Below are 21278 nucleotides of genomic sequence, written 5' to 3'. Positions count from 1 at the left end.
AGTGGTGAAAGCTGCCCTCGTGCCCATTTTTGGGGAACGAGCGGCTCCAGATGACCGGAGTAACTTGCCGTGTTTCAAGGGGCGTCTTCGCTGAATCTCGATGGAAAGGGGCGGCTCTCAGTGCCGACCCGGCATCGTGACGCCCTTTTGTCCTTGGCTGAGGGGCAGGTCACTTTCACCAAGCATCCCGATGGCTGTCTGTTGCTGTTTCCGCGCCCCGAGTGGCTGCAGTTTCGCGAACGCGTCGCGCAACTGCCGATCACGGCTCAGTGGTGGAAGCGGATTTTTCTGGGCAATGCCATGGATGCGGAGATGGATGCAACCGGTCGGCTGCTGATTTCGCCCGAGTTGCGTGAGGCCACAGGTCTGACCAAAGAGGTCTTGATGCTGGGCATGGGGGCGCATTTCGAGGTCTGGGACAAGGCCACTTATGAAATGCGCGAAGCGGAAGCGCGCCAGCAACCGATGCCGGCGGCTTTCCAGGATTTTGTTTTGTAGGAAGTGCTTGTGAATCAGCCGTTGCAACATATCACCGTCTTGCTGGATGAGGCCGTGGACGCCCTGCTGGGTGGTGCCGCCGAGCCGCCCGCCGGCCAGTGGGTCGATGCGACGTTCGGTCGAGGTGGTCATTCCCGGCTCATTTTGCAAAGGCTGGGGCCGGACGGGCGCTTGATCGCGTTCGACAAAGACCCGGACGCAATTGCTGAGGCGGCGCGCATCACCGATGCGCGTTTTTCGATTCGGCATGAAGGATTTCGCCATCTGGGCGAACTGCCCGAAGGCAGTGTGCAAGGGGTGTTGATGGACCTGGGGGTGAGTTCGCCCCAGATCGACAACCCGGACCGGGGCTTCAGCTTCCGCTTTGACGGCCCCCTCGACATGCGCATGGACACCACGCGTGGTCAGAGCGTGGCCGAGTGGCTCGAAGATGCGGAAGTGCAGCAGATTGCGGAGGTGATACGTGACTACGGCGAAGAACGGTTTGCTGGCCCCATTGCAAAGGCGATTGTTGCTCGGCGCGAAAGCCAGGGCCCATTACGCACCACTGCCGAGCTGGCCCAACTCGTGGCTGGCGCGGTCAAGACCCGCGAGGCTGGGCAGAACCCGGCAACACGGACCTTCCAGGCTCTTCGGATTTTCATCAATGCCGAACTTCAGGAGCTTGAGCAAGCGCTAGAAGCCAGTCTGCGCGTGCTGGCCCCCGGCGGCCGTCTGGCCGTGATCAGCTTCCACTCGCTGGAAGATCGCATCGTCAAGCAGTTCATTGCCAAGCATTCCAAGGAGGTCTACGACCGCCGTGCACCGTTTGCGCCTCCCACGCCCATGCGTCTGAAGGCGCTGGAGCGCATCAAGCCCAGTGCTGCCGAGGTGGATGCCAATCCGCGCTCGCGCTCTGCCGTGATGCGCGTCGCAGAGCGCACCGAGGTGCCTGCATGATGTATCGCCATGCCGCTGCAAGCACGGTTGCGGGAGGGCTGCCATGCTGCGCATAAACCTGCTGCTGCTGCTGGCGGTCATGACCAGCGCCATTTTTCTGGTGCATACCCAGTATGAGTCGCGCCGCCTGTTCACCGAGCTGGACCGCGCCGAGGCAGAGGCGCGTCGGCTGGCGACGGATCAGCTGCGCCTGCAGGTGGAAAAACGCGCCCAGGCCACGCCTCAGCGCATCGAGACAGTGGCGCGAGAAAAGCTGCAGATGAAGCAGGCTTCTCAGGCGATTACGCAGTACGTGCATGAAACGGCTGCAGGAACTGCGCAATGACACGCAGCGTGCTCTATACCACCAGCCCTTTGCTGGCTTCGAAAACACCGCTGTGGCGCAGCAAGTTCATTGTGGCTGCGCTGGCGCTGGGTTTTGTGGGCCTGGGTGCGCGTGCAGCCTATGTGCAGGTCTTCGGCAACGACTTCTTCAAGCGTCAGGGTCTTGTGCGCTTTGCGCGTACTCTGGAGCTGCCAGCCAATCGTGGCCGTTTGCTGGATCGCAACGGCCTGATTCTTGCGTCCAGCGTGCCAGCGGCCAGTATCTGGGCTATTCCCGAGGACGTGGATCTGAAGGATCCTGAAGTCCAGCAAAAGCTCAAGGAGGTGGCACGCCTCATGGACATGCCGCTGCGCTCCCTGATGGAGAAGCTGGATGTCGAGGACAAGACCTTTGTCTGGGTCAAGCGTCAGCTGGACTGGGACGTGGGCCAGAAGATCGTGGCGCTCAATATCAAGGGCATCTACAACCGCAAGGAATACAAGCGCCAGTACCCCGAAGGGGAGTCTGCGGCGCATATCGTGGGTTTCACCAATGTGGAAGACCATGGTCAGGAGGGCATGGAGTTGGCGTTCGACAAGGAACTAGCCGGCAAGGCTGGTTCGCGTCGTGTGATCAAGGATCGTCTGGGCCGCGTGGTGGAGGGCGTGGGCGATGAAGTGCCGCCTCAGGACGGTCAGGATATTCAGCTGTCCATTGACAGCAAGGTCCAGTACTACGCCTACCAGAAACTCAAGCAGCAGGTCGAGACCTTCAAGGCCAAGGCAGGCAGCGTGGTGGTCATGGATGCGCACACCGGCGAGTTGCTGGCCCTGGCGAACTATCCCAGCTATGACCCCGGCCACCGCAAGAACCTGACGGGCGAGCAGCTGCGCAATCGCGCGCTGACCGACACCTTCGAGCCGGGTTCGACCATGAAGCCCATCACGGTGGCCGCCGCCCTGGAGCTCAAGCGTGTCAAGCCGAGCACCATCATCGATACCGCACCGGGCCGCTACACGGTGACGGGCTCCACCATCACCGACACGCACAACTACGGCGCGCTGACGGTGGAGGGTGTGATCCAGAAGTCCAGCAACGTGGGCGCAACCAAGGTGGCGCAAAAGCTCTCAGCCCAGGAAATGTGGGAGTACTTCAGTGCGCTGGGCTTCGGCCAGAAGCCTCAGATCCAGTTCCCGGGCGCGGTCTCGGGTCGTCTGCGTGCCTGGAAGACCTGGAAGCCTATCGAGCAGGCCACCATGTCCTATGGCTATGGCCTGTCGGCCTCCCTGTTCCAGATGGCACGTTCCTACACCGTGTTCTCCAACGACGGCAACGTCATTCCCTCGACGATTCTGAAAACAAGCGAGCCTCCCGTGGGCGTGCGTGTGATCTCCAAGGAAAACGCCGAGGCGGTGCTGCACATGCTGCGTCTTGCTGCCGGCCCAGGCGGTACCGGCCAGAAGGCCCAGGCCGAGGGCTACACCATTGGCGGCAAGTCGGGCACTGCCCGCAAGCAGGTGGGCAAGAGCTATGCCGCGGGCAAGTACCGCGCCTGGTTCACGGGCATTGCTCCCATCGACAAGCCGCGCATCATCGTTGCCGTGATGGTGGACGAGCCTACGACAGGTTCCTACTACGGCGGCACGGTGGCCGGCCCGGTGTTTGCGGACGTGGTCCAGCAGACATTGCGTTTCATGGGCGTTCAGCCCGACAAGGAAGTCAAGCCTCAGATCGTGGCTGCACCCGCTGAGGAGCCTGTGCTATGAGCACCCCCATTCAAATCCTGAACAATGCAGCCGAGGCCGTTGCCTGGCTGCGCAGCCGCGTGCAGGGTGACCTGCAGACCGATAGTCGCAAGGTCAAGGCAGGCGATGCCTTTGTCGCCTGGCCCGGAGCTGCCACTGATGGCCGAGCCTATGTGGGCAAGGCACTGGAGCAGGGCGCCGCTGCCGTGCTGGTGGAGGCCGAAGGCCTGCAGGCCTTCGATCTGAGCGGTGGCCGTATTGCAGCTCTCAAGGGTCTGAAGGCCGCGACGGGACTGATTGCCGACCAATGGTTTGCACATCCCAGCGGCGAGCTCGACGTGCTGGCCGTGACCGGCACCAATGGCAAGACCACCACCGCCTGGTGGCTGGCGCATGCGCTCTCTAAAGTGACGCTGAACGCGCGCACCGGCTGTGCGCTGGTGGGCACCCTGGGTGTGGGCGTACCGCCTGCGCTGGAGTCGACGGGCATGACCACCCCGGACCCGGTGCTGCTGCAGCGCGTGTTCCGCAGCTACGCCGACCAGGGCCTCGCGGCCTGCGCCATCGAGGCATCGTCCATCGGCATCGTCGAGCATCGCCTGGACGGCAGCAAGATTCGCGTGGCCCTGTTCACCAATTTCACGCAGGACCATCTGGACTACCACGGCAGCATGGATGCCTACTGGCAGGCCAAGGCCCAGTTGTTCGACTGGCCCGGCCTGCCGGCGGCTGTGGTCAATATCGATGACGCACACGGCGCCAGGCTCTGGGCCAGGCTGCAGGGCCGTGCGATGGATGTCTGGAGTGTTTCCATTCAAGGACCTGCGCGACTGCAGGCCAAGGACATCGGACTGGGCGACGAAGGCCTGAGCTTTACCGTGCTGGAAGCCGGTCACAGCCTGCGCATGAATACGCGTCTGGTCGGCCAGTACAACGTCTCCAATCTGCTGGGGGTGCTGGCCACGCTGCGCTGCCTGGGACTGACGCTGGAGCAGGCCGTGCAGGCCTGTGCAGATCTGGAGCCCGTGCCCGGTCGCATGCAGCAGATCGTCAAGCCTGGCCTGCCTCTGGTGGCCGTGGACTATGCCCATACCCCCGATGCGCTGGAAAAAGCCCTGCGCGCCTTGCAGCCTGCAGCGCGCCAGCGCCAGGGCAAGCTGTGGTGCGTGTTTGGCTGCGGTGGTGACAGGGACAACAGCAAGCGCCCGCTGATGGGGCAGGCCGCACAGGCGAATGCTGACGGCGTTTTCGTCACCAGCGACAACCCGCGCAGTGAGGTGCCCGAAAGCATCATCGACCAGATTCTGGCCGGCATGCAGGCGGGCGAGACATTGCATGTTCAGGCCGACCGCGCGGCGGCCATTGCCCAAGCCATTGCCCGTGCCGATGCGCGCGATGTGGTGCTGATTGCCGGCAAGGGACATGAGGACTATCAGGAGACGAAGGGCGTGCGCCATCCGTTCTCCGACATGGCTGAGGCGCACAAGGCGCTCGCAGCCCGCGAAGGAAAGATTCGGTCATGATGACCCTGGTAAAAGCGCTGGAGCTGATCCAGACGCATATCCCCCAAGCCCGCCTGGTCGGCAACGGCCAGCTGGAGCTGGCACGCGTGCACACCGATACGCGCACGTTGCAGCACGGGGACTTGTTCGTGGCCCTGAAGGGCGAGCGTTTTGACGCCCATGATTTTCTGCCGCAAGCGCAGGCCGCCGGTGCTGTGGCGGCCATTGCCAGCCATGGGCTGGAAGCCGCAGGCATGGCCGGAATCGAAGTGCCAGATACGCTGCTGGCATTGGGCGCGTTGGCACGAGCATGGCGTGCACAGTTCGATCTACCCTTGATTGCCGTGACCGGCAGCAATGGCAAGACCACGGTCACGCAGATGATCGCGTCCATCCTGCGTGCGCACGTGGGCGGGCAGGGCGAGGCAGCACTGGCCACGCGCGGCAATTTCAACAACTCCATCGGCATGCCGCTGAACCTGCTGCGCATGAGCGGCGCACATCGCATTGCGGTGCTGGAGATGGGCATGAACCACCCCGGCGAGATTGCCGAGCTGGCTGCCATCGGCCAGCCCACGGTGGCCCTGGTCAACAACGCCCAGCGCGAACACCAGGAGTTCATGGGCACGGTGGAAGCCGTTGCGCGTGAAAACGGTTCGGTGCTGAGCTTTCTGCCCCGTGACGGGGTGGCCATCTTCCCTGCAGGAGATGAATACACACCGCTGTGGACGGAGCTGAGCGCCGGTCGCCCAAATCTGATGTTCGGCGAGGCCGCTGATGGGGCCCAGGTTTTTGCTGGCGATGTGGTCTGGGCCAATGGAGCCTGGAGCTTTGCACTGAATACGCCGCAGGGCGTGGCTGCGGTGCAGCTGCATATTGCCGGCCGCCACAATGTGCGCAACGCACTGGCCGCGGCTGCCTGTGCCCATGCCGCTGGTGTGTCTCTGGCGGCCATTGCGAAGGGGCTGTCCGGCTTCGAGCCCGTGACCGGCCGCTCGCGTGCGCTGGCCGTGCAGATCAATGGTCAAGGCGTTACGGTGGTCGACGACACCTATAACGCCAATCCCGATTCTGTGGCTGCTGCCATTGCTGTGCTGGCCGAGCTGCCCGCACCGCAGTTGCTGGTGCTGGGCGATATGGGGGAGGTGGGCGATAACGGCCCGCAGTTCCATGCCGAGGCCGGCGCGCTGGCGCAGCAGGCAGGTATTGCCCATTTCTTTGCTCTGGGTGACCAGAGCGCGTTTGCTGCCTCTGCCTTTGGCAGTGGTGCTCAGTATTTTGATAGCATGGCCGCCCTTCAGCAGGCGGTGTGCGCAGTTTTACCCAAAGTAGGTAGTGTTTTGGTCAAGGGTTCGCGGTTCATGAAGATGGAGCAAGTGGTGCAGAGCATTGAGGCCTGCGCAGACAAGAAGCAGGGCAACTGCGGGGAGGCCGCATGCTGCTGATGCTGGCTCAATGGCTGCAGGGTATCTCGCCGGAGTTCGGCTTCCTGCGCGTCTTCCAGTACCTGACGCTGCGCGCCGTGCTGGCTGCCGTCACCGCCTTGCTGATCGGCCTGATCGTCGGCCCCAGGGCGATTCGCATGCTGACCGCACTCAAGATCGGTCAGCCCGTGCGTGGCTACGGCATGGAGACCCATCTGGTCAAAAGCGGCACGCCCACCATGGGCGGTGTGCTGATTCTGTTCTCGATTGCCGTGTCCACCCTGCTGTGGTTTGACCTGTCCAACCGCTTTGTCTGGATCGTGCTGCTGGTCACGCTGGGCTTCGGTGCGATTGGCTGGGTGGACGACTGGCGCAAGGTCGTCAACAAGGACCCCGAGGGCATGCGCTCGGGCGAGAAGTATTTCTGGCAGTCCGTCATTGGTCTGCTGGCCGCCCTGTATCTGGTGTTCTGCATCTCCGAGAACAGCAATGCCGAGGTGTTTGCGCTGTTCGTCTCCTGGGTGCAGTCGGGCTTTTCCATGGACCTGCCGCCCAAGGCCGGCCTGATGGTGCCCTTCTTCAAGGAAGTCAGCTACCCGCTGGGCGTTCTGGGCTTCATCGTCATGACCTATCTGGTCATCGTGGGCGCCAGCAATGCCGTGAACCTGACCGATGGCCTCGACGGTCTGGCCATCATGCCCGTCATCATGGTGGGCACGGCGCTGGGCATCTTCGCCTATGTGACCGGCAACGCCACCTATGCGCGCTATCTGCTGTTTCCCAGCATCCCCGGCACGGGCGAGCTGATGGTGTTCTGCGGCGCCATGGCGGGTGCCGGTCTGGCCTTTCTCTGGTTCAACGCGCACCCCGCCCAGGTCTTCATGGGCGATGTGGGCGCGCTGGCGCTGGGCGCCGCTCTGGGCACGATTGCCGTGATCGTGCGCCAGGAAATCGTGCTGGCCGTGATGGGCGGCATCTTTGTGGCGGAAGCCATTTCGGTGATGCTGCAGGTGACTTACTTCAAGTACACCAAGAAGCGCTATGGAGAGGGTCGCCGCCTGCTGAAGATGGCGCCGCTGCACCACCACTTTGAAAAGAGCGGCTGGAAAGAGACCCAGGTCGTGATCCGCTTCTGGATCATCACCATGCTGCTGTGCCTGCTGGGCCTGTCCACCCTGAAGCTGAGGTAATCGCCATGCAAGACGAAGACCTCAAGCTCGATGATCAGGTTCTGCTGCCGGAAGTGGAATCGGGTGCTATGCAAACGCAAGCATCTTCCGTTGATCTGCAAAGCGCTTCAGATGAAAACATGTCTGAAGTGATTCAGGAGCAAGCGCAAGACGCTCCTGAAATAGAAGCGTCTGTCATCATCGCCAAGACCTTGGATGCCGAGCCGGTGCCCGATATCTCCACCTTGACGGCAGCCAGGGACGCGGCCGCCTTTGTGGCACAGATCTTTGCCGACCCCAGCATCTCCGACGCGGCCGACGCCGAAGTGACTGCCGCCGAGCCGCAGCCCGAAGCCGAGCAGCAGGAGGTGGTGGAGCTGCCGCCCGTCCCCGTGCATTGGCCGCAAGGCGCGGCGCAGCACTTGCAGGGGCAGCGCGTGCTGATTCTGGGCCTGGGCATCTCGGGCATTGCCATGGCCCGCTGGTGCGTGCGTGCCGGAGCCGAGGTCACGGTGGCCGACACGCGTGAAGCCCCTCCCTATCTGTCCGCGCTGCAGACCGAGCTGCCCGGTGCGCGCTTTGTCGCAGGCGAATTCACGGCGGCTCTGGTCGACGGCCAGAGCCTGAGCTCCGTCTATCGTTCGCCGGGCCTGAGCCCGGCCAGCGTGGCGCCGGTCTTCAATGCTGCGCGCAGCATCGGCCTGCCCACGGGGGGCGAGCTGGACCTGTTTGCCTTTGCGCTCAAGGGCCTGCGCGAGGCTCATGGCTATGCGCCCAAGGTGCTGGGCATCACCGGCACCAATGGCAAGACCACGGTCACCTCGCTGACCGGTCAACTGCTGGAGCATGGCGGATTGAGCGTGGGCGTGGCCGGCAATATCGGTCCCACGCTGCTCGACACCCTGTCCGGGCGCATCGATGCCGAGACTCTGCCCCAGGCCTGGGTGCTGGAGCTGTCCAGCTTTCAGCTCGACGACTGCCGCGGCTTCGAGCCCACGGCAGCCACGGTGCTCAATATCACCCAGGACCATCTGGACTGGCATGGCGGCATGCAGGCCTATGCCGATGCCAAGGCCCATGTCTTCGGCGAGCAGGCTCTGATGGTCCTCAACCGCGAAGACCCCGTCGTCATGGCCATGCTGCCCGCACCCGTGGCGGTGCCCGGCAAGCGCGGCAAGACGTTCCAGCGTGCCCATGTCACCTTTGGCGGCGACATGCCGCGCCGCCCCGGCGACTTCGGTCTGGAGGTGGTCAACGGCATGACATGGCTGGTGCGCGCCCATGAGGCCGACGAAACCAGCAAGGGCAAGAACGTCGACGATCTGCACATCGTGCGCCTGATGCCCGCCGATGCGCTGCGCATCCGCGGCCGCCATAACGCCATCAATGCGCTGTCGGCCCTGGCGCTGGCGACCGGCGCGGGATGCACGCTGGCACCGCTGCTCTACGGTCTGCGCGAATACCGGGGCGAGCCGCACCGCGTGCAGCCCGTGGGTCGGGTGGGCGATGTCGAATACTTTGACGACAGCAAGGGCACGAATGTGGGCGCCACCGTGGCCGCCCTCATGGGCCTGGGGCCGGACCACCGCATCGTGGTGATTCTGGGGGGGCTGGGCAAGGGCCAGGACTTCGCCCCGCTGGCCGCGCCCGTCTCGCGCTATGTGCGCGCGGCCGTGCTGATCGGCCAGGATGCGCCGCTGATTCGCGAGGCACTGGGCGACACCGGCGTGAGCCTGATCGATGCCGCAAGCATGCAGGACGCCGTGCAGCAGGCTGCACGCCTGGCCCATGCCAATGACGCGGTGCTGCTCTCGCCCGCCTGCGCGAGCATGGACATGTTCAAGGACTATGCGGACCGCGCCCACCAGTTTGTGGAAGCGGTGCGCGAGCTGGCGCTTGAAGCCGGCCAGCAACTGGAGGACGGCGCATGACAGCCGCCTTCCTGACCAGCCTCTCCGGTCGCATGCGCTCGTGGTTCCGCACGGTCGGGGACAAGCCCATCGACGTGCTGCCAGTGCGCGTGGGCGGGCCGCTGTACGACCGTCCTACTCGTACTCCGGCAAGCGTACTGGGGCTGGATCAGGCATTGATCTGGGTGGTCATCGCCTTGCTGTCCTGGAGTCTGGTCATGGTGTATTCGGCATCGATTGCGATGCCCGACAACCCGCGCTTCGGCAAGATCGAGCCCTATCACTTTCTGCTGCGCCACACCATGTCGATAGGCATGGCCTTTGTGGCTGCGCTGCTGGCCTTCCAGGTGCCCATGAATGTCTGGGAGAAGGTGGCGCGCAAGCTGTTTCTGATCTCCATCGTGTTGCTGGTGGCGGTGCTGATCCCGCATGTGGGCACGGTGGTCAACGGCGCGCGTCGTTGGCTGTCGCTGGGCATCATGAACTTCCAGCCTTCCGAGCTGGCCAAGTTCTCCATCCTGATCTACGCGGCCGACTACATGGTGCGCAAGATGGAGGTCAAGGAGCGCTTCTTCCGCGCCGTGCTGCCCATGGGCCTGGCCGTGGTCGTGGTGGGCGTGCTGCTGCTGGCCGAGCCCGACATGGGGGCCTTCATGGTGATCGTCGTGATCTCCATGGGCATTCTGTTCCTGGGTGGCGTGAACGCGCGCATGTTCTTCATCATCGCGCTGCTGGTGGTGCTGGCCTTCGGCATGATCATCGCCACATCGGAGTGGCGCCGTGAACGTATTTTTGCCTACCTCGATCCCTGGGATGAGAAGCATGCGCTGGGCAAGGGCTACCAGCTCTCGCATGCGCTGATTGCCATCGGGCGGGGCGAGATCTTTGGCGTGGGCCTGGGCCGCAGCGTGGAAAAGCTGCACTGGCTGCCTGAGGCGCATACCGACTTTCTGCTGGCCGTGATCGGCGAAGAATTTGGTCTGGTCGGCCTGCTGCTGATTGCTGCCGTCTTCTTCTGGTTGACCCGCCGCATCATGCTGATCGGCCGTCAGGCCATCGCGCTGGACCGTGTCTTTGCCGGGCTGGTGGCCGAGGGCGTGGCGATCTGGATGGGCTTCCAGGCCTTTATCAACATGGGTGTGAATCTGGGCGCCTTGCCAACCAAAGGCCTGACTTTGCCGTTAATGAGCTTTGGCGGTTCGGCTATTTTGATGAATTTGATTGCGATAGCTGTGGTGCTCCGAGTCGACTACGAAAACAAGCTGCTGATGAAGGGAGGCCACGCATGAGCCTGCTCATCAAGCCAAACAAGCCGCGCACGGCACTGGTGATGGCCGGTGGTACCGGCGGTCATATCTTCCCCGGTCTGGCCGTGGCACAGGAGCTGCGCTCGCGCGGCTGGAATGTGCACTGGTTGGGCGCGCCCGGCTCCATGGAGTCGCGCATCGTGCCGCCCCAGGGCTTCGCACTGGAGCTCATCGAATTTGGCGGCGTGCGCGGCAAGGGGCTCAAGACCCTGGTGCAACTGCCGTTCAGGCTGGCGAAGGCCTTCTCGCAGGCGCGTGCCGTGATGAAGCGCGTGCAGCCCGATGTGGTCATCGGTCTGGGCGGTTACCTCACCGTGCCCGGTGGCCTGATGGCTGCCGCTTCGGGTGTGCCCGTGGTTCTGCACGAGCAGAACTCCGTGGCTGGCATGGCCAACAAGGTTGTGGCCAAGGTGGCCAAGCGCGTGTTCACGGCTTTTCCCAAGGTATTTGCCAAGGGGGAGTGGGTGGGCAATCCGCTGCGTCAAGCGTTTCTGGAGCAGGCCGAGCCTGCCCAGCGCTTTGCTGGCCGTAGCGGCCCGCTCAAGCTGCTGGTGGTGGGCGGCAGTCTGGGAGCCAGGGCGCTCAATGAGATCGTGCCCCAGGCTCTGGCCCTGATACCCGCCGAGCAACGCCCCGTGGTGCTGCACCAAAGCGGCACGGCCCAGATCGATGCGCTGCGCGCCAACTATCAGGCTGCTGGCGTACAGGCCGAGCTGACCCCTTTCATCGACGACACGGCCAAGGCCTTTGCGGATGCCGATCTCGTCGTCTGCCGTGCCGGTGCCAGCACCGTGACCGAGATCGCCGCTGTAGGGGCGGCAGCGGTCTATGTGCCCTTCCCGGCTGCGGTGGATGACCACCAGACCAGCAATGCCCGCTTCCTGGTGGATGCCGGTGGCGGTTGGTTACAGCCTCAAAGTACTTTGAGCGCCCAAGGGTTGGCGGAAATGCTACAAAATATGCAGCGTGCGACGCTGTTGGAGCGCGCTGAACTCGCGAAGAAAATGCAAAAGACTGATGCCACCGCGAAGGTGGTCGCCGCTTGTGAGGAGTTGGCAGCATGAAACACGCCATTCATCACATTCACTTTGTCGGTATTGGCGGCGCCGGCATGAGCGGTATTGCAGAGGTTCTGCACAACCTGGGTTACGCCATTTCAGGCTCGGATTTGGCTGACAGCGCCACGCTGCGCCGCCTGGCGGGCCTGGGCATCAAGACCTTTGTCGGTCACGCGGCCGAGAACGTTGTTGGCAGCGATGCCGTGGTGACATCCACGGCCGTGCAGGGCGACAACCCCGAGGTCCTGGCTGCGCGCGAGAAAAAGATTCCTGTGGTTCCTCGTGCACTGATGCTCGCCGAGCTGATGCGTTTCAAGCAGGGCATCGCCATTGCCGGCGCGCATGGCAAGACCACCACCACCAGCCTGGTGACCAGTGTGCTGGCCGAGGCCGGTCTGGACCCCACCTTCGTGATCGGCGGCAAGCTCAACAGCGCAGGCGCGAATGCCAAGCTGGGTCAGGGCGACTACATCGTGGTCGAGGCTGACGAGTCCGACGCCTCCTTCCTGAACCTGCTGCCTGTGATGGCCGTCGTCACCAATATCGACGCCGATCACATGGAAACCTACGGCCATGACTTCGGCCGTCTCAAGCAGGCTTTTGTCGACTTCTTGCATCGCATGCCGTTTTACGGGCGTGCCATTCTCTGCGTCGACAGCCCTGCCGTGCGCGAGATCCTGCCCAAGCTGGCGCGCCCTGTCACGACCTACGGCTTTGCCGAAGATGCCCAGGTGCGCGCCGTGAACGTGCGTGCCGAAGCCGGCCGCATGCGCTTTACCGTGCGCCGCCAGAACGGCCAGAGCTACCCCGATCTGGAGGTCGTGCTGAGCCTGCCAGGCGAGCACAACGTGCTCAACGCCCTGTCTGCCGTGGCGGTGGCCATGGAGCTCGAGATCTCCGACGAGGCGCTGCTGCGCGCCTTGGAAGGCTTCAAGGGTGTGGGACGGCGCTTCCAGCGTTATGGCGAGCTGCCGGCTGCCAATGGCGGCACCTTCACCGTCATCGACGACTATGGTCATCACCCCGTGGAAATGGCTGCCACGCTGGCTGCGGCACGCGGTGCCTTCCCGGGCCAGCGCCTGGTGCTGGCCTTCCAGCCGCACCGCTACAGCCGCACGCGCGACTGTTTCGAGGACTTCGTGAAGGTCATCGGCAGCGCCGATTCCGTGCTGCTGGCCGAGGTCTATGCCGCGGGTGAGGCCCCCATCGTGGCTGCCGACGGTCGATCCCTGGCTCGCGCCTTGCGTGTGGCAGGCAAGGTCGAGCCTGTATTTGTGGAAAACATTGCCGATATGCCGGCAGCCATCGCTGCCAATGCGCAAGCGGGCGATGTATTGCTGTGCATGGGGGCCGGGTCGATTGGCGCCGTGCCTGGAAAATTGGTTGAAATGCTTCAGAAACAAGAGCTGGCTGCGCCCGCAGGGAGCGCGCAATGAGCATGTTTGGTACAAATATCGACGTGAAGTCACTGGGCAAGGTCGCCGTGCTTATGGGCGGTCGCTCGTCCGAGCGCGAGGTCTCGCTGATGTCCGGCACTGGCGTGCTGGCCGCATTGCAGTCCAAGGGTGTCGATGCCCACAAGTTCGACCCTGCCGAGCAGGGCCTGGACCAGCTCAAGGTGCAAGGCTTTGATCGCTGCTTCATCGCGCTGCATGGCCGCTACGGCGAGGACGGCACGGTGCAGGGCGCGCTGGAGTTGCTGGACATCCCCTATACGGGTTCGGGCGTGATGGCTTCCAGCATCGCCATGGACAAGATCATGACCAAGCGCATCTGGCGCTTTGAAGGCCTGCCAACGCCGGACTGGCGCATGGTCGATTCGGCCGAAGCCACCCGTGACGCATTGCAGGCCCTGGGCGCTCCCATGATCGTCAAGCCCGCACGCGACGGATCCAGCATCGGCCTGACCAAGGTGATGAATGCCGACGAATGCGCCAAGGCCTACGAGCTGGCGGCCCAATACGACGCAGAAGTGCTGTGCGAGCAGTTCATTGCCGGTGACGAGACCACCTGCCCCGTGCTGGGCACGGGAGCCAAGGCCGCTGCGCTGCCCGTGATCCGAATCGTTGCGCCCGAAGGCAACTACGACTACCAGAACAAGTACTTCACAGATACCACACAGTACCACTGCCCTAGCGGCCTGCCGGCTGCCGAGGAGGCCGAGATCCAGCGCATTGTGGAAAAAGCCTTCCGCACCCTGGGCTGTCGTGGCTGGGCGCGTGCCGACATCATGATTCGCGCCAGCGACCGCAAGCCTTTCTTGCTGGAGATCAATACCTCTCCAGGCATGACGGGGCATTCTCTCGTCCCCATGGCTGCGCGCGCCTCCGGCGTGAGCTACGAAAACCTGTGCCTTGGCATTCTGGCCATGAGCACGCTGGATGGAGAAGCGGAGCTGCCATGAACCGCAACCACCCCACAGCCGTCGTCCCGTTCGACGTCAAGCTCATGAACATCACTGCCACGGTGATGTTCATGGGCTGCTTGACGGCGTGCGTGATGGCTGTGGGGTGGTGGTTGATGCGAACTCCGGCCTTCAATATCGGCCGCATCGTGGTGGAAGGCGAGCTGGTGCATAACAACGCCGTGACGCTGCGTGCCAATGTGGCGCCAGTGCTCAAAGGCAACTTCTTCACGGTGGACCTGAAGGCGGCTCAGCACGCATTCGAGCAAGTGCCCTGGGTGCAGGAGGCGCAGGTGCGCCGCGAGTATCCGAACGGCTTGCGCGTTGCGCTCAAGGAGCATGTGGCCGAGGCCTTCTGGGGGGCCGAGACCGGTACCGGTCTGGTCAACAAGGCCGGTGAAGTGTTCGAAGCCAATCTGGGCGAACTGGACCGCGAAGGTCTGCCCCGTCTGCAAGGCCCCGAGGGCTCGGCCCCGCGTGTTCTGCAGATGTATCGAGCGCTGGAGCCGGCCTTGAAGCCGCTCGATGTGGCACTGGACAGCCTGACTCTGGATGCGCGTGGCAGTTGGACGCTGGTGCTGGACAACGATGCGCTGCTGGAACTGGGCGGCGGCACCACCGAAGACATATTGCAGCGCGTGCAGCGCTTTGTGCGCACGCTGCCTCAGATCACCTCTCAATACAAGCGCTCGGCTGCGGCACTGGAGTCTGCAGACCTGCGTTACGAAGACGGCTATGCCTTGCGACTCAAGGGCGTGACCACTGGAACCTCCGCGCCGGCAACTGCTGCCAGGGCCAGACGATGAGCGGGAGCAGGGGAACAGACATGCAAGGCGCACACAAAGACAAGACAGAACCTACCGGGGGCGGAAGCTGATATGGCAAGAGAATACAAGGATGTGATTGTTGGGCTGGATATCGGCACGGCCAAGGTCATGGCGGTGGTGGCCGAGGTCATGTCCAATGGCGAGCTCAAGCTGGCAGGGTTGGGCGTAGCCCCCAGCAACGGCTTGAAGCGCGGCGTGGTCGTGAACATCGATGCGACCGTGCAAAGCATCCAGCAGGCGCTCAAAGAGGCCGAGCTGATGGCGGATTGCAAGATTCAGCGAGTGTGCACCGGCATTACGGGCAGTCATATCCGCGGCCTGAATTCCAGCGGCATGGTGGCCATCAAGGACAAGGAAGTCTCGTCCACCGATATGGCCCGCGTGATGGAAACCGCCAAGGCCATCAATATCTCGTCCGACCAGCGTCTGCTGCTGGTCGAGGCGCAGGAGTTTGTCATCGACGGCCACGAGGTGCGCGAGCCCATCGGCATGAGCGGCATTCGCCTTGAAGCCAAGATCCATATCGTGACCGGCGCCCAGAGCGCGGCCGAGAACATCATCAAATGCGTGCGCCGCTGCGGCCTGGAAGTCGAGCAGTTGCTGCTCAACCCGCTGGCATCGGCCCAGGCCGTGCTGACCGACGACGAGCGCGAGCTGGGAGTGGCCGTGGTGGATATCGGCGCGGGCGCGACCGATGTGGCCATCTTCACCGGCGGTGCGATTCGCCACACGGCCGTGATCCCGATTGCCGGTGACCTGATCACCAGCGACATCGCCATGGCCCTGCGTACCCCCACCAAGGATGCCGAGGACATCAAGGTCGAGAGCGGCTATGCCAAGCAGTTGCTGGCCGATCCCGATGCCCAGGTCGAAGTGCCGGGCCTGGGCGACCGCAGCCCGCGCATGATCAGCAAGCAGGCCCTGGCCGGCGTGATCGAGCCCCGCGTGGAAGAGATCTTCTCGCTGGTGCAGCAGGTCATCCGAGAATCGGGCTACGAAGAAGTACTGTCCTCGGGCATCGTGCTCACGGGCGGTAGCGCCGTCATGCCCGGGATGATCGAGTTGGGCGAAGACATCTTCCTCAAGCCCGTGCGTCGCGGGCTTCCCAAATATTCCGGTGCGCTGGCCGACATGGTCGCCCAGCCCCGTGCCGCCACGGTGATGGGCCTGCTCGATGAAGCACGCCTGGCACGTCTGCGTGGCTACAAGGTGGCCCAGAAGAGCGGTTCCATGAAGACCGCTTTTGGCCGGTTCAAAGACTTCATCGTGGGGAACTTCTGATATGAGCACTTATCGCATGTTCATCACCGGACCACCACAGATGGATTTTTCGCGGTATCGACGACGAAGACCGCGAAGACCTCAAGAGTTCGAAATTTCTTTTCCACAGCAGCGACCAACCACCAACAGAGAACAGGAGCACCACCATGCCTATCGACATGATTGAAACCGAAGAATTCAACCAAGGCACGCAGATCAAGGTGATCGGCGTCGGCGGCGGCGGCGGCAATGCCGTCGACCACATGATCGAACGCAGCGTCCAGGGCGTCGAATTCATTACGGCCAATACCGATGCTCAAGCTCTGTTGCGCAGCCGCGCTCACCGCACCATCCATCTGGGTGGCAGCGGCCTGGGTGCCGGCAGCAAGCCCGACAAGGGTCGCGATGCTGCGGAAGCTGCTGTGGAAGATATTCGCGCTGCCATCGAAGGCGCGCACATGCTCTTCATTACGGCAGGCATGGGTGGTGGTACGGGTACCGGTGCATCGCCTGTGATCGCACGAGTGGCCAAGGAAATGGGCATTCTGACGGTGGGTGTGGTGACCAAGCCTTTCGAGTGGGAAGGTGGTCGCCGCATGCAGAACGCTGACGCCGGCCTGGCCGAGCTGGAAGCGAATGTGGACTCGCTGATCGTTGTGCTCAACGAAAAGCTGCTCGATGTGCTGGGCGACGATATCTCCCAGGACGAGGCTTTTGCCCATGCCAACGACGTTCTGAAGAACGCCGTGGGCGGCATTGCCGAAATCATCAACGAGTACGGCCATGTGAACGTCGACTTCGAAGACGTGCGCACCGTGATGGGCGAGCCAGGCAAGGCCATGATGGGCACGGCCAAGGCTGCTGGTCCCGATCGTGCCCGCATCGCCGCCGAGCAGGCCGTGGCCTGCCCGCTGCTGGAAGGCATCGATCTGTCCGGCGCCAAGGGCGTGCTGGTGCTGGTGACCGCCGCCAAGGGCAGCCTGAAGCTGTCCGAGTCGCGTCTGGCCATGTCCACCATCAACGCCTACGCGTCTCCCGATGCGCATGTGATCTATGGCGCAGCCTACGATGACTCGCTGGGCGACGAGATCCGCGTGACCGTGGTGGCCACCGGCCTGTCGCGTCCCAATGTGCGTCGCCAGAACATCCAGGTGGTGCAGGGCGGTCTGCGTACTGGTACCGACAACGTGGCCGTGGGCCTGCCTCCCCTGGGCGGCATGGAATACGGCACGGCCAACACCAATGTGCCCAGCGTCTGGCGCACCAACCGCACCCAGGCTTCGGAGCGTGTGAGCGCTCTGGCATCTGGCGGCATGGATGATGTGGAGATCCCGGCCTTCCTGCGCAAGCAGGCGGACTGACAGCCCGACACCCCCTGAGCGGCTGCGCCGCTTCCCCCTCTCTCGCTTCGCAGGAGGGGGACGACGCCATCGCTGCGGGGGCGGCCCTTGCTCGGCATCTCTGAGTTGGTGCTCGCCAGTATTTGAGAGGTCAGCTGCAAAGGCCTTTGGTTCGTTAAGGACTGAAGGCCCATCAGTTCGCTGTATCGCAGCGATTAAGACAACCCTGGGTCGGTGTAAGCCGGCTCGGGGTTGTCCCATTTAAAATACCAGCATGCTTCAGCAACGTACCATCAAGACCATTTCCCGTGCCGTAGGCGTGGGCCTGCACAGCGGCCAGCGTGTCGAGTTGACGCTGCGCCCTGCCCAGCCTGATACCGGCATCGTGTTTCGTCGCGTGGACTTGCCCGAGCCTGTGGATATCCCCATTTCCGCCGAGGCAGTGACCGATACGCGCATGGCCTCCACCATTGGCAGCGGCGGCGCCAAGGTGCATACGGTAGAGCACCTGATGTCGGCCATCGCCGGTCTGGGAATCGACAACCTCTATGTGGACATCACTGCCGAAGAAGTGCCGATTCTCGATGGTTCCTCGTCCTCGTTCGTTTTTCTGCTGCAAAGCGCAGGAATCGAATTGCAGAGGGCTCCCAAGCGCTTCATCCGCATCAAGAGCCCGATCGAGGTGCGCGAAGGTGAAGGCCAGAACCTCAAATGGGCACGCTTCGATCCCTACCACGGCTTCAAGCTGCGCTTCGAGATCGACTTCGCTCACCCCGCAGTGGACTCTACGGGGCAGTGCGTGGAGTTCGACATGGGCCTGGACAACTACACACGCGATATCGCCCGTGCACGCACCTTCGGCTTCACCAAGGACGTGGAAATGCTGCGCAACAATGGCCTGGCACTGGGCGGCGGGCTGGACAACGCCATCGTCATGGACGACTACAAGGTCCTGAACAGCGACGGCCTGCGCTATGACGACGAGTTTGCCAAGCACAAGATACTCGATGCAATCGGCGACCTGTATCTGATCGGCAAGCCCATTCTCGGTGCCTACAGCGCCTTTCGCTCGGGGCACGGCCTCAACAACAAGCTGCTGCGCGCCATGATCGCTCAGCCCGAGACCTGGGAGATGGTGACCTTCGAGAGCGAGCGCCAGGCTCCTCAGGGCTTTGCCATGCCTGCCCAGGCCTGGTGAGCGAGACCTCCATGCTGATCTTTCGCTGGCTGGCCGCCTTGCTGATTCTGGCTTCGGCACTGAGCTTTGCCTTCTACCTGGGCACCGGCAAGGCGCACTACAAGCGCCTGGGCTTCTTGCTGTTCAAGTGGACGGTGATCGCCGGTCTGGCCTTTTTTGCCGTGATGTTTGTCGGGCGCATCATCTGAGAGCTAGTGAATATTGATAGCGGCTTGCCAAATCCGGCTCGGCGCTTCATGGGTTTCTGTTCTGTAAACAGTGCGCAAAAAGTGGTAAATCGGCAGTTGCTCACTTCTTGCGGTGCCGAAATTGGGTAAAGATGGAGTCGCTGCGACCGCCATGACTGGCCGCACACCTTGTTGACCGAAACGATTCGACAAAGGAGTACCCATGTCCCGTTTGACTACCCGCATTCTTTCTGCTTCCATTGCCGCATGCCTGGGTCTGGGCAGTCTGGCCGTCCAGGCGCAGCCCGGACCGCCCCCCGGCCGGGGCAATGGTCATGGACAGCAGGACATGCGCCATGGCGGTCGCCATGATGATCGTGGCCGGCATGAGCAGCGCTATGACAAGCGCGACGACCGACATGCCGATCGTCACGACAATGGTCGTCGTGGCGGTGGTCCCGACCATAACTGGTACAAGGGCAGTCGCGTGCCGCCCCAATACCGCAGCCAGCACTATGTGGTGAATGACTGGCGTGGTCACCGTCTGTCGGCACCGCCGCGTGGCTATCACTGGATTCAGAACGGCGGCGACTATCTGCTGGTGGCCATTGCCACAGGCGTGATCGCCTCCATGGTGCTGGGCAATTACTAAACCGTGACACCTCTCGAAAAGCCGCGGCATGCCGCGGCTTTTTTGTATGGGAAGGAGTCCTTTAAAGCAGGCTCATTTTGGGTCATGCAATTGACCATCTCCAGAATCTGGCCGAACATTCTCCGGACGCACTGCAATACAGACCGGGAGTGGATCACGGAGGGTTGACCTTATATGCGAAGAGTCGATGTGACGACCGGGGATGGGCATTCCATCGTGCTGACACGTATCGGCCCCGCGCGGGGGGCGGTGGTGGTCGTGACGCACGGCACGTTTTCCAGCGCCTCCTCATGCCAGAGGCTGGGTCGATTCCTCGCTGCGCAGGGTTTTGGCGTCTGGCTTTTCGATTGGCGAGGACATGGGCTGAATCAGTCAGTCAGCCACGATTACGACCTGGAAACTGTGGCCGAGCAGGACGTTGACAGCGCTCTTCAAGAGATTCTCCGCCAGGAGCAAGGTCGGCCCATGGTATTCATCGGGCATAGTGGTGGGGGCATTGCAGCAGCCATCTGGGCAGGGCGCCAGCCCGAGCGTGCGCAGGCGCATCTGGCCGGTCTCGTGTTGCTGGCCGCCCAGACGACCCATGCAGCTGCAACCTTTTCAGCGCGGATCGCAATCCACGGGTACAGGGCCTGGATAGGCCGTAGGCAATGGCTGACCGCAAGCTCAATGGTGGGTCCCGAGAGGGAAAGCGCTCGCCTGATGCGGCAGTGGTGCCATTGGAACCTGTGCCGCAGCTTTGTCGGGAAGGACGGCATGGATTATCCGAGCAGCCTGGCCCAGGTTCGGATTCCCGTTCTGGCACTGGCAGGATCTGCGGACCGTGTGATCGCTCCCTGGCGGGGCTGTGAAGCCCTTGCCAGGGCCTTCGGAGGGCCTGATGTGGAGTTTCTGCTATGCAGCAAGGCCGCAGGCTTTGCGGAGGACTACAGCCACAGTCGGTTGCTGATGTCCGGCAATGCGCAATCCGATGTGTTTCCCTGGATCGCGCAGTGGATCAGGCTCAGGTCCGCACTGGCTCAATAGACCCGTCCGCCCCGGTACATGGCATGTTGCTTGCGGCGCAGATCGGTGGACTTGGCCATCAGTCCCATGGCTGCAGCCGCATGGGCATGGGTGATGGCCAGTCCCAGCGCGTCGGCGGCATCGGTACCAGGCAGTCCAGGCAGTTGCAGCAGTCGTTTGACCATTTCCTGAATCTGGCTCTTGGCTGCGCGACCATGACCGACCACGGCTTTTTTCATCTGCAGGGCGGTGTATTCGGAAACCGCGAGATTGGCGTTGACCAGGGCCGTCAGCGCCGCACCGCGTGCCTGGCCCAGCAGCAGCGTGGACTGCGGGTTGACGTTGACGAAAACGATTTCCACGGAGGCTACCTCAGGCTGGTAGCGCGCAGCGACCTCGGAGATGCCGTCAAACAGCACCTTGAGGCGACCCGGCAGGTCGCCGAGCTCCATCTTGTTGGTGCGTATGGTGCCGCTGGCCACATAGGACAGGCGCTGGCCTTCCATGTCGATGACGCCAAAGCCCGTGGTCTGCAGGCCGGGGTCGATTCCTAGAATTCGCATGGCTGT

The 21278-nt window shown here is 63.0% G+C and carries 20 protein-coding genes; 19 read left to right on the top strand and 1 reads right to left on the bottom strand.

From position 1 onward, the window contains the following. Nucleotides 1-69 precede the first annotated feature (69 nt). From mraZ to CTATCC11996_RS22985, 19 genes are all read left to right on the top strand, one after another. On the top strand, nt 70-498 hold the full coding sequence (gene mraZ, locus CTATCC11996_RS23075; protein WP_003051254.1) for a division/cell wall cluster transcriptional repressor MraZ: 429 nt from the start codon (nt 70-72) through the stop codon (nt 496-498). A gap of 9 nt (nt 499-507) precedes the next feature. After that, nucleotides 508-1437 carry a 16S rRNA (cytosine(1402)-N(4))-methyltransferase RsmH gene (gene rsmH, locus CTATCC11996_RS23070; RefSeq protein ID WP_003081144.1) on the top strand — a complete coding sequence of 310 codons (930 nt, stop codon included), beginning with the start codon at nt 508-510 and terminating at the stop codon, nt 1435-1437. A 43-nt stretch (nt 1438-1480) separates the two neighbouring features. Then, nucleotides 1481-1762 carry a cell division protein FtsL gene (ftsL, locus tag CTATCC11996_RS23065; protein WP_003081142.1) on the top strand — a complete coding sequence of 94 codons (282 nt, stop codon included), beginning with the start codon at nt 1481-1483 and terminating at the stop codon, nt 1760-1762. Continuing rightward, entirely contained in the window at nt 1759-3507 is a 1749-nt protein-coding gene (locus tag CTATCC11996_RS23060; protein ID WP_003081140.1) for a peptidoglycan D,D-transpeptidase FtsI family protein, read from the top strand. The genes ftsL and CTATCC11996_RS23060 overlap by 4 nt, the downstream gene beginning before the upstream one ends. Then, entirely contained in the window at nt 3504-5009 is a 1506-nt protein-coding gene (locus CTATCC11996_RS23055; RefSeq protein ID WP_003081138.1) for a UDP-N-acetylmuramoyl-L-alanyl-D-glutamate--2,6-diaminopimelate ligase, read from the top strand. Before CTATCC11996_RS23060 ends, CTATCC11996_RS23055 begins: the two co-directional genes overlap by 4 nt. Continuing rightward, the gene (locus CTATCC11996_RS23050; RefSeq protein WP_003081137.1) at nt 5006-6433 is read left to right on the top strand and encodes a UDP-N-acetylmuramoyl-tripeptide--D-alanyl-D-alanine ligase; all 1428 of its coding nucleotides are present in this window, start codon (nt 5006-5008) and stop codon (nt 6431-6433) included. Before CTATCC11996_RS23055 ends, CTATCC11996_RS23050 begins: the two co-directional genes overlap by 4 nt. Continuing rightward, nucleotides 6424-7602, top strand: a complete 1179-nt coding sequence (gene mraY / locus CTATCC11996_RS23045) for a phospho-N-acetylmuramoyl-pentapeptide-transferase (protein WP_003081135.1) — start codon at nt 6424-6426, stop codon at nt 7600-7602. The genes CTATCC11996_RS23050 and mraY overlap by 10 nt, the downstream gene beginning before the upstream one ends. 5 nt (nt 7603-7607) lie before the next feature. Then, entirely contained in the window at nt 7608-9512 is a 1905-nt protein-coding gene (gene murD / locus CTATCC11996_RS23040) for a UDP-N-acetylmuramoyl-L-alanine--D-glutamate ligase (RefSeq protein WP_003081133.1), read from the top strand. After that, nucleotides 9509-10780 (top strand): putative lipid II flippase FtsW, encoded by a 1272-nt coding sequence (gene ftsW, locus CTATCC11996_RS23035; RefSeq protein ID WP_003081131.1) that lies wholly within the window; start codon nt 9509-9511, stop codon nt 10778-10780. Before murD ends, ftsW begins: the two co-directional genes overlap by 4 nt. Further along, nucleotides 10777-11862 carry an undecaprenyldiphospho-muramoylpentapeptide beta-N-acetylglucosaminyltransferase gene (gene murG / locus CTATCC11996_RS23030; protein WP_003081130.1) on the top strand — a complete coding sequence of 362 codons (1086 nt, stop codon included), beginning with the start codon at nt 10777-10779 and terminating at the stop codon, nt 11860-11862. The genes ftsW and murG overlap by 4 nt, the downstream gene beginning before the upstream one ends. Continuing rightward, nucleotides 11859-13292 carry a UDP-N-acetylmuramate--L-alanine ligase gene (gene murC / locus CTATCC11996_RS23025; RefSeq protein WP_003081129.1) on the top strand — a complete coding sequence of 478 codons (1434 nt, stop codon included), beginning with the start codon at nt 11859-11861 and terminating at the stop codon, nt 13290-13292. Before murG ends, murC begins: the two co-directional genes overlap by 4 nt. Next, nucleotides 13289-14260, top strand: coding sequence for a D-alanine--D-alanine ligase (locus CTATCC11996_RS23020; RefSeq protein WP_003081128.1), 972 nt, complete (start codon nt 13289-13291; stop codon nt 14258-14260). Before murC ends, CTATCC11996_RS23020 begins: the two co-directional genes overlap by 4 nt. Beyond that, nucleotides 14257-15066 carry a cell division protein FtsQ/DivIB gene (locus CTATCC11996_RS23015; RefSeq protein WP_003081127.1) on the top strand — a complete coding sequence of 270 codons (810 nt, stop codon included), beginning with the start codon at nt 14257-14259 and terminating at the stop codon, nt 15064-15066. Before CTATCC11996_RS23020 ends, CTATCC11996_RS23015 begins: the two co-directional genes overlap by 4 nt. Before the next feature lie 72 nt (nt 15067-15138). Next, nucleotides 15139-16368 (top strand): cell division protein FtsA, encoded by a 1230-nt coding sequence (ftsA, locus tag CTATCC11996_RS23010; protein ID WP_003051293.1) that lies wholly within the window; start codon nt 15139-15141, stop codon nt 16366-16368. 146 nt (nt 16369-16514) lie between these two features. Further along, nucleotides 16515-17708: a cell division protein FtsZ gene (gene ftsZ, locus CTATCC11996_RS23005; RefSeq protein ID WP_003051295.1), complete on the top strand. Its 1194-nt coding sequence runs from the start codon at nt 16515-16517 to the stop codon at nt 17706-17708. Between the two features lie 253 nt (nt 17709-17961). Then, complete coding sequence (gene lpxC / locus CTATCC11996_RS23000) at nt 17962-18885, top strand: UDP-3-O-acyl-N-acetylglucosamine deacetylase (RefSeq protein ID WP_003081124.1); 924 nt, start codon at nt 17962-17964, stop codon at nt 18883-18885. A gap of 11 nt (nt 18886-18896) precedes the next feature. Beyond that, on the top strand, nt 18897-19073 hold the full coding sequence (locus CTATCC11996_RS25940) for a hypothetical protein (RefSeq protein ID WP_169315354.1): 177 nt from the start codon (nt 18897-18899) through the stop codon (nt 19071-19073). Between the two features lie 202 nt (nt 19074-19275). Beyond that, nucleotides 19276-19704: an RcnB family protein gene (locus tag CTATCC11996_RS22990; protein WP_003081120.1), complete on the top strand. Its 429-nt coding sequence runs from the start codon at nt 19276-19278 to the stop codon at nt 19702-19704. Between the two features lie 189 nt (nt 19705-19893). Then, the gene (locus tag CTATCC11996_RS22985; RefSeq protein ID WP_236597907.1) at nt 19894-20730 is read left to right on the top strand and encodes an alpha/beta fold hydrolase; all 837 of its coding nucleotides are present in this window, start codon (nt 19894-19896) and stop codon (nt 20728-20730) included. Here CTATCC11996_RS22985 and ruvC read toward each other — a convergent pair. After that, on the bottom strand, nt 20724-21272 hold the full coding sequence (gene ruvC, locus CTATCC11996_RS22980; RefSeq protein WP_003081116.1) for a crossover junction endodeoxyribonuclease RuvC: 549 nt from the start codon (nt 21270-21272) through the stop codon (nt 20724-20726). The two genes, CTATCC11996_RS22985 and ruvC, sit on opposite strands and share 7 nt — an antisense overlap. Between the last annotated feature and the right edge of the window lie 6 nt (nt 21273-21278).

This window comes from Comamonas testosteroni ATCC 11996, from assembly GCF_000241525.1.
Classification (GTDB): Bacteria; Pseudomonadota; Gammaproteobacteria; order Burkholderiales; family Burkholderiaceae_C; genus Comamonas; species Comamonas testosteroni.
Note: the sequence above shows the minus strand (reverse complement) of the source record. Positions and strands in the feature narration are given on the sequence as shown.

Bases quoted from the DNA above. Each gene is read 5' to 3' on its own strand.
- ftsL (WP_003081142.1), top strand. From the start codon at position 1,481: ATGCTGCGCATAAACCTGCTGCTGCTGCTGGCGGTCATGACCAGCGCC.
- CTATCC11996_RS23060 (WP_003081140.1), top strand. From the start codon at position 1,759: ATGACACGCAGCGTGCTCTATACCACCAGCCCTTTGCTGGCTTCGAAA.
- CTATCC11996_RS23055 (WP_003081138.1), top strand. From the start codon at position 3,504: ATGAGCACCCCCATTCAAATCCTGAACAATGCAGCCGAGGCCGTTGCC.
- CTATCC11996_RS23050 (WP_003081137.1), top strand. From the start codon at position 5,006: ATGATGACCCTGGTAAAAGCGCTGGAGCTGATCCAGACGCATATCCCC.
- mraY (WP_003081135.1), top strand. From the start codon at position 6,424: ATGCTGCTGATGCTGGCTCAATGGCTGCAGGGTATCTCGCCGGAGTTC.
- murD (WP_003081133.1), top strand. From the start codon at position 7,608: ATGCAAGACGAAGACCTCAAGCTCGATGATCAGGTTCTGCTGCCGGAA.
- ftsW (WP_003081131.1), top strand. From the start codon at position 9,509: ATGACAGCCGCCTTCCTGACCAGCCTCTCCGGTCGCATGCGCTCGTGG.
- murG (WP_003081130.1), top strand. From the start codon at position 10,777: ATGAGCCTGCTCATCAAGCCAAACAAGCCGCGCACGGCACTGGTGATG.
- murC (WP_003081129.1), top strand. From the start codon at position 11,859: ATGAAACACGCCATTCATCACATTCACTTTGTCGGTATTGGCGGCGCC.
- CTATCC11996_RS23020 (WP_003081128.1), top strand. From the start codon at position 13,289: ATGAGCATGTTTGGTACAAATATCGACGTGAAGTCACTGGGCAAGGTC.
- CTATCC11996_RS23015 (WP_003081127.1), top strand. From the start codon at position 14,257: ATGAACCGCAACCACCCCACAGCCGTCGTCCCGTTCGACGTCAAGCTC.
- ftsA (WP_003051293.1), top strand. From the start codon at position 15,139: ATGGCAAGAGAATACAAGGATGTGATTGTTGGGCTGGATATCGGCACG.
- ftsZ (WP_003051295.1), top strand. From the start codon at position 16,515: ATGCCTATCGACATGATTGAAACCGAAGAATTCAACCAAGGCACGCAG.
- lpxC (WP_003081124.1), top strand. From the start codon at position 17,962: ATGCTTCAGCAACGTACCATCAAGACCATTTCCCGTGCCGTAGGCGTG.
- CTATCC11996_RS25940 (WP_169315354.1), top strand. From the start codon at position 18,897: ATGCTGATCTTTCGCTGGCTGGCCGCCTTGCTGATTCTGGCTTCGGCA.
- CTATCC11996_RS22990 (WP_003081120.1), top strand. From the start codon at position 19,276: ATGTCCCGTTTGACTACCCGCATTCTTTCTGCTTCCATTGCCGCATGC.
- ruvC (WP_003081116.1), bottom strand. From the start codon at position 21,272: ATGCGAATTCTAGGAATCGACCCCGGCCTGCAGACCACGGGCTTTGGC.